This is a genomic window from Mesorhizobium sp. dw_380 (genome assembly GCF_018588885.1).
Lineage (GTDB): Bacteria > Pseudomonadota > Alphaproteobacteria > Rhizobiales > Rhizobiaceae > Mesorhizobium.
The window spans coordinates 23444-36447 of sequence record NZ_JAFFIW010000007.1; the positions used below are offsets into that span (position 1 = coordinate 23444).

10 protein-coding genes and 1 pseudogene are annotated in these 13004 nt (G+C 63.3%); 6 read left to right on the plus strand and 5 right to left on the minus strand.

Annotated elements, in window-relative coordinates; all coding sequences use genetic code 11:
• Positions 1–10 precede the first annotated feature (10 nt).
• From hutC to JT360_RS09115, 4 genes are all read left to right on the plus strand, one after another.
• Positions 11–742, plus strand: coding sequence for a histidine utilization transcriptional repressor HutC (gene hutC, locus JT360_RS09100; protein ID WP_214471193.1), 732 nt, complete (start codon positions 11–13; stop codon positions 740–742).
• A gap of 260 nt (positions 743–1002) precedes the next feature.
• Positions 1003–2010 carry an ABC transporter substrate-binding protein gene (locus JT360_RS09105; protein ID WP_214471385.1) on the plus strand — a complete coding sequence of 336 codons (1008 nt, stop codon included), beginning with the start codon at positions 1003–1005 and terminating at the stop codon, positions 2008–2010.
• Positions 2011–2038: 28 nt separating this feature from the next.
• Entirely contained in the window at positions 2039–2896 is an 858-nt protein-coding gene (locus JT360_RS09110; protein WP_250888700.1) for an ABC transporter permease, read from the plus strand.
• Between the two features lie 10 nt (positions 2897–2906).
• A complete protein-coding gene (locus JT360_RS09115) occupies positions 2907–3689 on the plus strand; it encodes an ABC transporter ATP-binding protein (RefSeq protein WP_214471195.1) in 783 nt (260 codons plus the stop codon).
• A gap of 23 nt (positions 3690–3712) precedes the next feature.
• Here the strand turns inward: JT360_RS09115 and JT360_RS09120 are convergent, their stop codons facing one another.
• From JT360_RS09120 to JT360_RS09130, 3 genes are all read right to left on the minus strand, one after another.
• On the minus strand, positions 3713–4030 hold the full coding sequence (locus JT360_RS09120; protein WP_214471196.1) for a hypothetical protein: 318 nt from the start codon (positions 4028–4030) through the stop codon (positions 3713–3715).
• Positions 4031–4274: 244 nt separating this feature from the next.
• Complete coding sequence (locus JT360_RS09125) at positions 4275–6167, minus strand: ABC transporter ATP-binding protein (RefSeq protein ID WP_214471197.1); 1893 nt, start codon at positions 6165–6167, stop codon at positions 4275–4277.
• Positions 6164–8047 carry an ABC transporter ATP-binding protein gene (locus JT360_RS09130; protein WP_502845464.1) on the minus strand — a complete coding sequence of 628 codons (1884 nt, stop codon included), beginning with the start codon at positions 8045–8047 and terminating at the stop codon, positions 6164–6166. Before JT360_RS09130 ends, JT360_RS09125 begins: the two co-directional genes overlap by 4 nt.
• Before the next feature lie 329 nt (positions 8048–8376).
• Here JT360_RS09130 and JT360_RS09135 point away from each other — a divergent pair, with 329 nt between their 5' ends.
• A complete protein-coding gene (locus tag JT360_RS09135) occupies positions 8377–9723 on the plus strand; it encodes an NAD(P)/FAD-dependent oxidoreductase (RefSeq protein ID WP_214471199.1) in 1347 nt (448 codons plus the stop codon).
• A 200-nt stretch (positions 9724–9923) separates the two neighbouring features.
• Positions 9924–11324 (plus strand): annotated as a pseudogene (locus tag JT360_RS09140) (NAD(P)-dependent oxidoreductase); the annotation flags it as partial.
• 58 nt (positions 11325–11382) lie between these two features.
• On the opposite strand, the gene JT360_RS09145 reads toward JT360_RS09140, so the two are convergent.
• Positions 11383–11808, minus strand: coding sequence for a DUF2961 domain-containing protein (locus JT360_RS09145; RefSeq protein WP_352127002.1), 426 nt, complete (start codon positions 11806–11808; stop codon positions 11383–11385).
• A gap of 86 nt (positions 11809–11894) precedes the next feature.
• Positions 11895–12998 (minus strand): alcohol dehydrogenase family protein, encoded by a 1104-nt coding sequence (locus tag JT360_RS09150; RefSeq protein ID WP_214471201.1) that lies wholly within the window; start codon positions 12996–12998, stop codon positions 11895–11897.
• Positions 12999–13004: the final 6 nt, after the last annotated feature.

Sequence of the window (13004 nt, forward strand, 5' to 3'; positions counted from 1 at the left end):
GGATTTTGAAATGATCGATTTACCCGATACGGCGAGCCCTCTTTACGAGAAGGTGAAGGACTACATCCTGACCAATATCGGAACGGGCCGGTGGGGCAAGGATCGCAAGCTGCCGTCCGAGAACGAGTTGGTGGCTTCGCTGGGCGTGTCGCGGATGACGGTCCACCGGGCCCTGCGGGAACTGACCGCGGCGGGATTCCTGATCCGGCTGCAAGGCGTCGGCACCTTCATTGCGCCGCCCCGGCCGCAATCGACGCTGATCGAGATCAACAACATCGCGGCGGAGATCGTCGAGCGCGGCAACAGGCATCGCTCCGAAGTCCTCGTCCTCGAAACCATCATGCCGACGAAGGAGCTCGCGCTGTCGTTCGAATTTCCAAAGCGTGTCTCGATCCATCACTCGGTCGTCGTCAATTTCGAGAACGACCTGCCGGTGCAGCTGGAAGAGCGCTTCGTCAATCCGAGCCTGATACCCGACTACGACAAGCAGGATTTTTCGAAGACGGCGACCTATGACTACCTGATGCAGAAGACCCCGGTGACCGAGGTCGAGCATATCATCTCCGCGATCCCGGCCGACGCCGAGACGGCGCGGCACCTGAACATCGATGTCGGCAGCTGCTGCCTGTTTCTGCACCGCAGGACGTGGACGGGCGCGATCGTCGCCACCATCAGCAAACTGACTTATGCAGGCAGCCGCTACTCGCTCGGCAGCCGCTATTCTCCCTCCAAGACAAACTAAGGGCAACGAGGCGAACGTGCAACGACGGGAGGAGGCAGACGGGCCGGATCAACAGGAAAATTGGGTCATCCCAACTTGTATATGCATGTATGTATTTTAGCCTTGACATCCGCTGCCGCTGACGCTGAAATATCCCTGCACTTCACCATGAAGTGGCGGGCAAGACGCCGAGGCACAGTGCCGCAAGAGCAGAACCCGCAGTCTCACCAGACCGGATGCCTGGGTAAAAAGCGGTCTGATCATCAAGGGGAACTCAGATGATGCGTAACCTAGCAGGACAATTTCGCGCGCTCGTGATGGCCGCCGCCATCGGGCTCGCCGCCGCTCCGGCGGCCCACGCGGCCGATGCGGCCATTCCCACGACGCCGGAAGCAGGATCGTTCAAGATCGGCATCGAGCCCTGGCTTGGATATGGCCAGTGGCATGTCGCCGACGCCAAGGGCCTGTTCAAGACAAACGGCCTGTCGGACGTTCAGATCGTCAATTTCGCCGAGGACAAGGACATCAATGCCGCGCTCGCCAGTGGTCAGCTCGACGCCGCCAACATCGCGACCCACACCGCGATGGGCATGGTTGCAGCCGGACTGCCGGTGAAGATCGTGCTGCTGCTCGATGTTTCCATGAAGGCCGACGCCATCATCGCCGGCAAGGACGTCACCTCAATCGCCGACCTCAAGGGCAAGCAGGTTGCATTCGAGGAGGGCACGACGAGTGACATCCTGCTCAAATACGCGCTCGCCAGGAACGGCATGTCGGTGGCCGATGTCCAGCCGGTTCCGATGCCTGCCGCCGATGCCGGCGGCGCCCTGATCGCGGGCCGCGTGCCGGTCGCGGTCACCTACGAGCCATACCTCACTGTCGCCATGGCGCAGAACAAGGACGTCAAGCTGCTGTTCACCGCCGGCGAGGATCCCGGCCTGATCAGCGACGTGCTGGTGGTGCGCGACGAGGTGATCAAGTCGCGGCCCGGCCAGGTGCTGGCCATGATCAAGAGCTGGGACGCCGCACTCAAGGATTACAATGCCGATACACCAGGTGGCCGCGCCATCATCGCCAAGGCTGTCGGTTCCGACGTCAAGGACCTCAACACCGCTTTCGACGGCGTGCGCTACTATTCGCTCGCCGAAAACAAGACAGCGCTCACCGGCGATTTCACCACCAAGACATTCGCCGATGTCGAAGCGGCCGCCAAGAATGCCAAGCTGCTGCAGGCCGACGTGACGCCGGAGCAGATGATCGACCCGTCCTTCGTCAAGGCGGCGCAATGACAAAGGCCGGATCGCGGTGGTGACACAGATGTCCGGGGCGCCCCCTGCGAAAACGGACTTGGCCCGCTCGAGGCTGGCCACGAGTCAGGCAAGGCGCCGCCGATCCTCCGGGATCGGCGTGCCGATCGCCAGGTCGCGTTTCCTGATGATCGCCGTGGCCGTCTTTGTCGGGCTCGGCCTTGCCTGGTGGGCGGCGACTGGACTGGAATGGGTAAAACCAATCTTCCTGCCGTCGCCCGGCAGCGTCGCGACCCAGGTCGCCAAGCTCGCGACTGACGGCACGTTGTGGCTGGACCTCAAGGCCTCGATGTACCGTATTTCGATCGGCTTCCTCATCGCTTCGGCACTGTCCATACCCATTGGCGTTCTGATCGGCAGTTTCCGCTCCTGGGAGGCGGCCATCGAGCCGCTGGTGGATTTCATCCGCTATATGCCGGTCGTCGCTTTCGTGCCGCTCTCCATCCTGTGGGCCGGCACCGGCGATACGCAGAAATTCCTGATCATCTTCATCGGCACCTTCTTCCAGCAGGTGCTGATGATTATGGACAATGTGAAACGGGTTCCCGCCGATTTCATCGGCCTTGGGCGCACGCTCGGTCTGCCGGACCGCAAGATCCTGACGCGCATCGTCGTGCCCAGCGCCTTGCCGGGCATTTGGGATACGCTGCGCATCAGCCTGGGCTGGGCATGGACTTGGCTGGTGCTGGCCGAGCTTGTCGCGGCGACGTCCGGGTTGGGCTATCGCATCACCGTGTCGCAGCGTTATTTCCAGACAAACACCATCATCGGCTACATCCTGCTTTTGGGCGTGCTCGGCCTCATCACCGACCAGGTCATGAAGGCCTTGGAAAAGGTGTTGTTCCGGCAGGAAGGCCAATCGCAATGAGGAACCGCTGATGACTGTTCCCAAATTGCGCATCGCGGGTCTCGACAAGAGCTTCGGCACCGGAGATCGGCGCACGCAGGTGCTGCGGGACATCAACCTCGATCTTGCCGACAATGAGTTCGTCTCGCTCGTCGGCACCTCGGGCTGCGGCAAGAGCACGCTGCTGTCGATCGTCGCCGGACTGCAGGATTTCGATGCCGGCGATCTCAGCATCGATGGCGCGCCGATCCTGCGGCCAGGTCTCGACCGTGGCGTCGTTTTCCAGTCCTACACGCTGCTTCCTTGGCTGACGGCTAGGCAGAATATCGAATTTGCTCTCAAGGCCGCCGGTTACGATCGCTCGGCCTGCCGCGAGATCGCGCTGGAGCATCTCGATCTCGTCAAGCTGTCGCAAAGTGCGGACCGCTATCCGTCCGAACTCTCGGGCGGCATGAAACAGCGCGTCGCCATTGCGCGTGCGCTTTCCTATCGGCCCAAGATGCTGCTGATGGACGAACCCTTTGGCGCGCTCGATGCCTTGACCCGGCATCAGATGCAGGAACTGCTGACCCAGATCTGGGAGGAGCACAGGCTCACCGTGCTCTTCGTCACGCATGATGTGGAGGAGGCTGTCTATCTGTCGGACCGCATCGTCGTCATGGGGATCGGCCCGGGACGCATCATGCAGACCTTCAATGTCGACATCGAGCGCCCGCGCCGGGAAGAGGTGATGGAGACCCCGGCTTTCATGGATTTGCAGCGCGGCGTGCACAAGGCGATCCGCGAGGCGTCAAGACGTCCCGAAATGGCCTAGCGATCCCACCCAGCGGTCAGGAATCAAGGGCCGTGGGGACTGCAAAGGTCGAGCGTCCATGCGATGGTTCCGCAGAAGTCGCCGACATACCCGCGATAGCTGCCGTAGCCATTGTAGTAGCTGTCCATCCAGCCATTGTCGCTACTCGAATTGTCGCCGGTCCAACCGCCGCCAACCCACACATATTCGTGGTGAACGGCGTGCCGATGCCTGTCACCACGATGAATTGTGACGTCGACATAATGGTGCCTGGCGACCGCGGCATCGGCGACGGTACTGAATGAGATCGCGCTCGCGGCCGCCAAGAGAATGGCGCCGGTGAGCATCATCTGCCGTTTCATGAGGATGCCTCCTGTTCATGCGAGACATGCATGAACAGAGAACGCCCTCTGCACTCCATGCGTTCCTTCACAAAATCGGGACAGGCATTCGCCGGATGCGTTGTAACCCCGGGGCAGCGGCCGGCTTGACGCCTTCGCCGCGCCGAGGACGGCGTGCAGGTCAGCGGTCACATCAGGGGATCCCGCAAACGGACTTCTCGGGAAAGGCACGAGCAACAGGCGATTCCCTACCTGCCGGCGCCGTTCAGGTCGCTTTGCCGACCGCCGCGTCGATTGCCATTTCCTCCCCGGAAATATCGTCGAACGAAGCGTAGTTCATGTTGTAGAGGCGGGCGTAGAGGCCTTTCCCCTGCATCAGCTGTTCGTGGTTGCCGCTTTCGACGATCTCGCCGTTTTGCAGGACGATGATACGGTCGGCGCCGCGGATGGTGGCGAGCCGATGGGCAATGACCAGCCCGGTGCGGCCTTCCAGCAGTTTGACCAGCGCCTTCTGGATCAGCATCTCGGTGTAGGAATCGATGCTGGCGGTGGCCTCGTCGAGCACGAGGATCTTGGCATCGGCCACAAGCGCGCGCGCAAAGCTGATCAGCTGGCGCTGGCCGAGCGAGAGATTGCCGCCGCGTTGTTCGAGCTTTGTGTCGTAGCCATCGGGCAGCTGCTCGATGAAGTCGTGCGCGCCGACAGCCTGTGCGGCGCGAACCACGTCGTCGCGGCTGGCGCCGGTCTTGTGATAGCGGATGTTCTCCAGCACCGTGCCGGAGAACAGGAACGGCTCCTGCAGCACCATTGCCACCTGATCGCCGAGCGAATCCTGCGTCAGGTCCCGCACATCGTGTCCGCCCACCAGGACCTGACCCGACCAGACGTCGTAGAAGCGGTGCACCAGCGCCATCGAGCTCGACTTGCCCGATCCAGTCGGGCCGACAAGCGCCACGGTCTCGCCCGGATTGACGCGGAAGGAGATGTTCTTCAGCACCGGCTGGTCCGGCCGGTAGCCAAAGGTGACGTTCCTGAACTCGACCGAACCGTCCATGTCGCGCGACAGTGCCACCGCATTTTCCTTGTCGCCGACATCCACCGGCACGTCGAGCACTTCGGAGATGCGCTGGCCCGAAGCCATGGCGCGCTGCATGACGCTGTACTGCATGGTGAGCGAGCGGATCGGGTCGAAGAAGCGCTGGATATAGAACAGGAACGCCACCATCACGCCGACATCGAGGCTGTGCGACAGCACCATCGAACCACCGATAACGATGACCGTCGCCATGGCGACGCCGGTCAGCGTGTCGACGATCGGTACCATCACCTGTGCGTATTTCGCCGACCGCAGATGGGCGTTGAGATTGGCCAGCACTTTCTCGTCATAAAGGTCGAAATTGACATGCTGGCGCTCGAGGCTCTGCACCGTGCGCACGCCATGGATGCCTTCGGCAAGCGCCCCGTTGGCGATCGAATTGGTCTCGTGCGCCGCCATGAAGGCGACCTTGGCGCGCGGCAGCCAGAACAGGCGCACGATGAACAGCACCGGCATGGTCGACAGTGTCAGCAGCCCGAGCCGGAAATCGAGCCAGAGCAGGACGGTGACGATGCCGAACAACAGCACGATATCGCCCACCGACATGACGGAGGTCTCGAGGAACTCCTGCATCGAATTGACATCGCCCTGCAGGCGCGACATCAGCCTGCCGACCTCGGTCTTGTCCATGAAGCTGAGCGATACCAGCTGCAGATGGCTGAACATGGCACGGCGCAAATCTGAAAGGACGTTCTCGGCGACCTTGCCGACGACGCTCTCCTGCACATGGCTGGCGGCGTAGTTGACGAGGATGATCACGGTGAAGGCGGCGATTGCGGAGATCATCACCGAACGGTCGAGCCTGCCCGGAGCCATGCCGTGATCGATGGCGTTGCGGATGACCAGCGGGATCGCGAGTTGGGTCAGTGTGAACACCAGCACCGCCGCGACCGAGATGAAGATCCGGCCCTGATACGGTCTGACGAAGCTCCAGATGCGCCTGACAATGCGCGGATCGTAGGCCTTGCCGAAAACCTCTTCCTCGTCGCGATGCGAGCCGACCACCGCCTTTGTCGGCCGTCCGCTTTTGTCTTCCTTCTCGTCGTCCTGTGCCGACATCATGCGGCTCCCTCGAGCCGGTCGTCGTCCGGCCGCAGCTGCAGGTCGTAAAGCGCGCGATAGCGTCCACCGAGCGCCAGCAGTTCCTCATGCGTGCCGCGCTCGACGATGCGGCCGCCCTCCACGAACAGGATCTGGTCGGCATGCATCAGCGAGCTCAGCCGGTGCGAGATGATCAGCGTCACGCGATCCCTGGCGAAGCGCTTCATGGCCGCCCGGATGCGCTGCTCGGTGCCGGCATCGATGGCGGCTGTGGAATCGTCGAAGACCAGCACCGATGGCCGCAGCATCAGGCTGCGTGCGATGGTCAGGCGCTGCCGCTGACCCCCGGAAAGCGATGCGCCGCGTTCGCCGACCACCGTGGTGTAGCCGGCGGGAAGCCCGATGATGTAATTGTGCAGTTGGGCATATTCGGCTGCCTGCCCGATGCGGGTCTCGCGCGCCCAGGGATTGCCATAGGCGATGTTGTTCTCAATCGAGGTGGTGAACAGGAACGCGTCCTGCTGCACGACGCCGACCACCTTGCGCAGCGATTGCAGCGTCACCTTGCGGATGTCCTGTCCGTCGATGGTGATCGTGCCCGAGGTCACGTCGTAGAAGCGCGGGATCAGATGCGCGATGGTCGACTTGCCGCTTCCCGGCGGGCCGACAATGCCGATGGCCTCGCCGGGCCCGGCCTCGAAGGAAATACCCGACAGGGTCGGACGGTCGCCCGCGCCCTCATAGCGGAAGCCGACATTGTCGAAGCGCAGCACGCCCTCGGTGATGACGAGTTCTCTGGCATTCGGCGCGTCCTTGATGTCGAGTTCGGCATCGAGCAGTTCGAACAGCCGCGTGCCGCAGGTCGAGGCGCGCGCGAACGAGTTGACCATGAGGCCGAGCTGGCGCACCGGCATCTGCAGGATGGTCATGAAGGTGAGGAACTGGGCCAGCGTGCCGACGCTGATCTGGCCGGCGATCACCTTCTGGCCGCCGAACCAGAGCACCAGGCCCATGGCCGCCAGGAAGGAGAAATTCATGGCGCTGGTGTTGCTGACGCGGATGTCGACGCGCTCATTGGCGAGGTCGAGTGCATCCTGCTTGGCGCGATCGAATTTTGCCAGCTCATGCCGCTGCGCCGCGAAGGCGCGTACGACACGGATGCCGCCGAGATTCTCGTCCATCACCCGGCTCAGCACCGACAGCCGCTCCTGCAGCGTCAGCCAGGTGCTGCGCAATTTCAGCTGGGTGACCGAAGAGCGCCAGGCGACGAATGGCACGAAGCTCAGGCTGAGCAGCCCAAGCACGAGGTCGGTGCTGATCAGCAGATAGGCGCCGACACCGATCAGCACGCCGAGCAGCACCACGCGCAGGATGCCGGTGGAAAAGAACATGCGCACGCCGTCGAGATCGAGCAGCCCGAGCGTGATGAGATCGCCGGTATGGACCTTGTCGTGGAAGGAGAAGCTCAGGCGCTGGATCTTCTCGTAGAAGGCCAGCCGCAATTCATAGCCCGTCTGGTGGCCGACGGCCTCGCCATAGTAGTTCTGCGCCATGGTGAAGAGGCCGCGCAGGATGCTGACCACGAGCAGCGTCAGCGCCGTGTTCCACAGCGCCTGCTCGGCCGCCGGGGCGCCGCCAGCGGCCATCACGCCTTGCGCCTGGTCGATGGCGTGTCCCAGCAGGCGTGGGATGAAAAGCTGCAGCGTCGCGGCGATGAAAGTCGAGATGAGGGTGACGGCGACTTGCCAGGGATGGCGCAGCGTCATGCGCACGATACGCAGCAACGTGCTGAGGCCCTTGCCCCAGGAGGCTTCCGCCACATGGGCAAACGACTTGCCGCGCTTCGCCGCGCTGCTGGTTGCATCCGTATGCAAGGAAAATATCCAGTCCAATCCGGACATTAGCCCGGACGAATGAAGCAGACTCAGTTCTGATGGTGCGATGTTACGCGTGTCCGACTTGACCGTTCAAGAGGCCAATGGCGGCATCGCACTGTGCCTGACAGACGGAGCCGCCATCGGTCGTCGCTGGCCACCAAAAGTTCCTGTGAGGTGTCGAGGCGACATTCACTGGCATAGACAATTTTATTGCGTTGACGCGCAGATTCTCCAGCTCGACCCAGCCTTGACGCACTATCAGTTCTGTAACGCATCGCCGACATTCCAGGGAAGCGGCCAAGTCGATGGCGAGGGTCAGCTACCGCCGTGGAATACCAAGAGGATAGTAGTCTTTGACAAGTTTTCCTTTCACAGAAGCCATGCCAATCCAGTTTCAAGCGCCATTGCCGAAGGGCTCGGAGGTTGTGATCATCGGCGGTGGCATCATCGGCGTGACCACTGCTTTGTTCCTGGCACGACGGAACATTTCGGTGACATTGCTGGAAAAGGGGCGCATCGCCGGCGAGCAATCGTCGCGGAACTGGGGCTGGATCCGGCAGCAGGGTCGCGATGGCGATGAACTGCCGATCGTGATCGAAGCGCAACGGCTCTGGCGTCAGCTGGCCGAAGAGTGCGGCCAAGACATTGGGTTGAAGCAGACGGGCGTCACCTATCTTGCGCGAACGGACAAGGAGATGGCCGGTTTCGCGAAGTTCCTGAAGATCGCTGAGATCCACGGCGTCGACACGCGTCTCCTTGACCAAGGCGAGACGGCCAAGCTGATCCCGGCCATGTCGCGTTCCTTCAAGGGCGCGATGACCACCCCATCGGACATGCGCGCCGAGCCCTGGGTCGCGGTGCCCGCGCTTGCTCGCCTGGCTGCCCGGGAGGGCGTCACGATCATCGAGAATTGTGCGGCGCGTCTGCTCGACATATCGGCTGGACGCATTAGCGGGGTCTGGACCGAGCAGGGTCGTATCGCCACCTCGAACGCTGTCGTCGCGAGTGGTGCGTGGACGTCGCTCTTCCTGCGCGCGCACGGCGTCTCTATCCCGCAGCTCAGTGTCAGGGCGACCGTCGCCGCGACCGGACCCATGCCCGAGATCCATTCGGGTGCCGTCGCCGACGAGCATATCGCATTCCGGCGCAGGCAGGATGGCGGTTACACGCTCGCATCGGGAGGCAGCAGTCTGCTATATCTGGGGCCTGACGCGTTTCGTCACGCGAGCAAATATGTTCCCGCCCTGATGGCCAATCCTTTTGGCATCCGCTACCTGCCGGCGGCGCCACGAGGCTATCCGGACAGCTGGTCGACCCCGCGCAAATGGAACGCGGACGAGGAAAGCCCGTTCGAACGGATGCGTATCCTCAATCCCGCCCCCAAAGCCTCCGCGCTACGCGATATCGACCGCGAATTCACCGCACTTTTCCCCCGATTCAAGACAGTGCCGCTGAAGGCGAGCTGGGCGGGCATGATCGACGCGATGCCGGATGTCGTGCCCATCGTTGATCGTGCCGCCGAAATTCCGGGGCTCGTTATCGCCACCGGGATGAGTGGTCACGGCTTCGGCATCGGACCGGGGATGGGCCGCGTCGTGTCGGACCTGGTCCAGGGAAACGAGACCGGACATAGTCTTTACAGGTTCCGTCAATCCCGGTTCAGCGACGGCAGCTCGATCGAGCTGGGACCCAGCCTCTAGATCGGGGGCCTGATCGGTGGTGCCGTTACCGGCAAGATCATGTCGCAGCTAGCCGCAGGTCTGCCGCCGGCAATCGATCTCACGCCGTTCCGGGCGGATAGGTTCTGATCTCAGAGTACGCTGCTTGCCAGCTGGCCTTCCGTCCTCGCAGGGGAAACGACGTGACCGCAAATACCAATACACAGGCCGCGAACCCAATCGATCCGCAACGCGCCTACACCGTGCTGATCTGCGATCTGGTCGGCCTGCGCCTCGGCTCCGACGGCAAGCCTGACCCGAGCGAAGTGCGCGCGCATATCGAAGCCAAGGGCGGCCGCTTTCACGCAGGCGCGCTTGGCGACAGGGCAGACCTCGAGCAGGGTCGGCTGCATTTCTTCTACCAGCCGGATATCAGCGCCGGGGAAGAACTGATCGAGGCCGCCGGCGACGGGCGCTACGATGCGGTCATTGCGGCAGCGACCTTCCTGTCCGCCGAGACCGTCTTTCCGCTCGCGGGCGTGCGGATCGGTGCCGGCACCGGCAATATGGGCTCGCGCTCCTGGGGTGGCGGCGGCGGCGAGGGCGGCACGGCAGTGCTGATGAACACGCCCGGCATCAACAGCCGCGCCACGGCACAGATGGTGATGAAGGCGATCCTGAAAGTGCTGCCGGATCTCCCGGTCGACAGGCTTCATGAGCGGGTGGCGCGCGGGGATTTCGACACCGGCAGGGAGCTGCGCGATTTCCCGACCGAAAAGCTCGAAGGCAAGACGATCGCGATCATCGGCTATGGCAATATAGGCCGCGAGGTGGCCAAGCTCGGCCGCGCCTTCGGCATGCGCGTGGTAATCCACGCGCGGCCGCGACACCGGGACTGGATAGAAGCCGAGGGCTTTGTCTATGCGGCAGACCTCGCCGATGCGGCTGAAGGCGCCGATGTGCTCAGTGTCCATGTCGGTCTGGGCAAGCAGGACGCGCAGACCGGCCGCTATGCCAATGCCGGGCTCGTCGGCGCGGACGTCCTGTCACGCATGAACAAGGGTGCGGTGCTGGTCAATTACGATCGCGGCGAACTTGTCGACGTTGCGGCTCTTGATGAAGCCCTGTCTTCCGGCCGGGTGCGCCATGCGGCAGTCGATGCCGATCTGTTCAAGAATGTCTCGACCGGCAGTCTCTCCGGCCCGATGCTGCCCTACCTCGATCTCGTCGAGAAGCATGCCGGCAAGCTAGAACTTCTGCCGCATGCGGCGGCCGATACGGACCATCCTTCGCGCGTCGCCGGTGCCAAACAGGCCGTCGACCAGCTGTTCGACGTCATCTGCCACAAATCGGTGACGAACGCGAAAGGCACCCTGCCGCCAGGCTATGTTTCCCTGGGGGTAACGACGCCCCCTGGCGTCGGACCGGTGACGGCGGATCACCTTTTGAAACTGACCACTGGCGAATGCTCCGAGTTGGCAGATCTCTCTGACCGGCAAAGCCGGCTGTGGAAGGCCCTCGCGGACGCCGCGCCTGCCGAGCGCGGCGGCATCGCAGCCGAACAGGGCGAAGAGCTTGTCCGGCTCATCGACCGCTTTTGCCTGCTGGCCGAGAAATTGAGTCTCCGCGGGCCTTATCAATAACATCGGCCTGCTGCTGCCGTTGAAGTCTTCTCTCGCGCGCTTGCGGGGCAGGGCGATTTCAGCGCGGCTCACGCATCGCGGCGGCAATTGCCGCGTCCAAGCCCTCGTTCGGCCGGCGGAAGGTCGGAACGCGCTTCGCTGCCGGCGGCAGCGGCGCGAACGGCTTGTGCGGCTCGGCCTGGTACCAGAAGGCGACGGACGAGATGTCGTCGGCGCGGCGGTTGGCGTGGCCGTGCTCGATGCTGACGCGGATGCGTTTGTGGAAGATCACCGGGTCCTCGATATGCCAGCGGTAGAGGGTGACAGGCTCTGTCCAGTTCGGGCCACCGGCTGCGATAATGCCGTGATAGGGTGCGGAATAATCCTGTGTCGGGCACCAGGCGGTGTTGAAATAGTCCTCCGTGCCGGTGCCGTGCAGCGTCGGCGGCCAGGCATCGTTGGCGCCGGCTGAGCTTTCCGCTCGCGGTTCGATGAGCGCCGCCACATGGCGAATTGGCCAGACTGCAAGCCATTCCCATTGTGGCAGCGCTGAGAAGGCAGAAGGAACCGAGGATGCCTCGATTTCTGGAGCTACGCTGATCGCTCCGCGACGGCGTCGGGCACCACCACCAGCTTGCCGACGAAATCCTTGGCGATGAAGTCCGCCTGCGCGCGGTGGAAATCGGAGAGCCGGTAGACGCCGCCGACCAGCGGCCGGATTTTTCCCGCCTCGATATATCCCACGATGCGGCGGAAATCGGCACGCGTGCCCTGGCTCGAGCCATGCAGCTGCAACTGCTTGAGATACATGGTCCTGAGATCGAGTTGGACGACCGGGCCTGCGATCGCCCCGGCGGTGGTGTAGCGGCCTTCCGGCCTCAGGATGCGCAGCAGGTCGTTGAAGATCGCGCCGCCGACCAGGTCCGCCACCACGTCGATCGGCTGGCCGCCGGTCACCTTGTTCACGGCTTGCGGCAGGTCGGCGACGCCACGGGTGATGACAGCCTCGGCGCCGATGTCGAGCACCGCCTGTTCCTTGCCCTTGCCGACGACGGCATAGGGGATGGCGCCGCGCGCCCGCGCCAGTTGCACGATGCCGGAACCGACGCCGCCCGAGGCGCCGGTGACCAGCACGCGCTCGCCGGCTTTCAGGCCTGCACGCTCCAGCATCTGTTCGCCGGTAAGATAGGCGCAGCAGAAGGTGGCAAGTTCGACATCGCTCATATCCGTGTCGACGACGTGGGCGTTCTCGGCCGGCACGCTCTGATACTCGGCATAACCGCCGTCGCGGCCATGGCCCATATAATCGATGTCGGCCAGCGAATCGTCGTCCCGGTTGTAGATGGAGAAATCGACCATCACGCGCTGGCCGATACGATCCGCCGAAACGCCGGCGCCGACGGCAACGATGTGGCCGACGGTGTCGGTGCCTTGGATGCGCGGGAAAGTCAGCGTGTTGCCCTGACGCCGCCAGGTCGACACGGCGGCGGCATCCTCCTCCGTGCCATAGGCGCCCTGGCGTACCCAGACATCGGTGTTGTTCATACCGCAGGCGCTGACCTTGACCAGCGCTTCACCTGACGCGGGCGCGGGCACTTTCACATCGGTGCGGTAGACGAGCTTTTCCGGTCCGCCGTGCCCGGTGAGCAGCACGGCGGCCATGGTGGCGGGGAGGGTTCTGGTCATGGCATTCATGGTCGA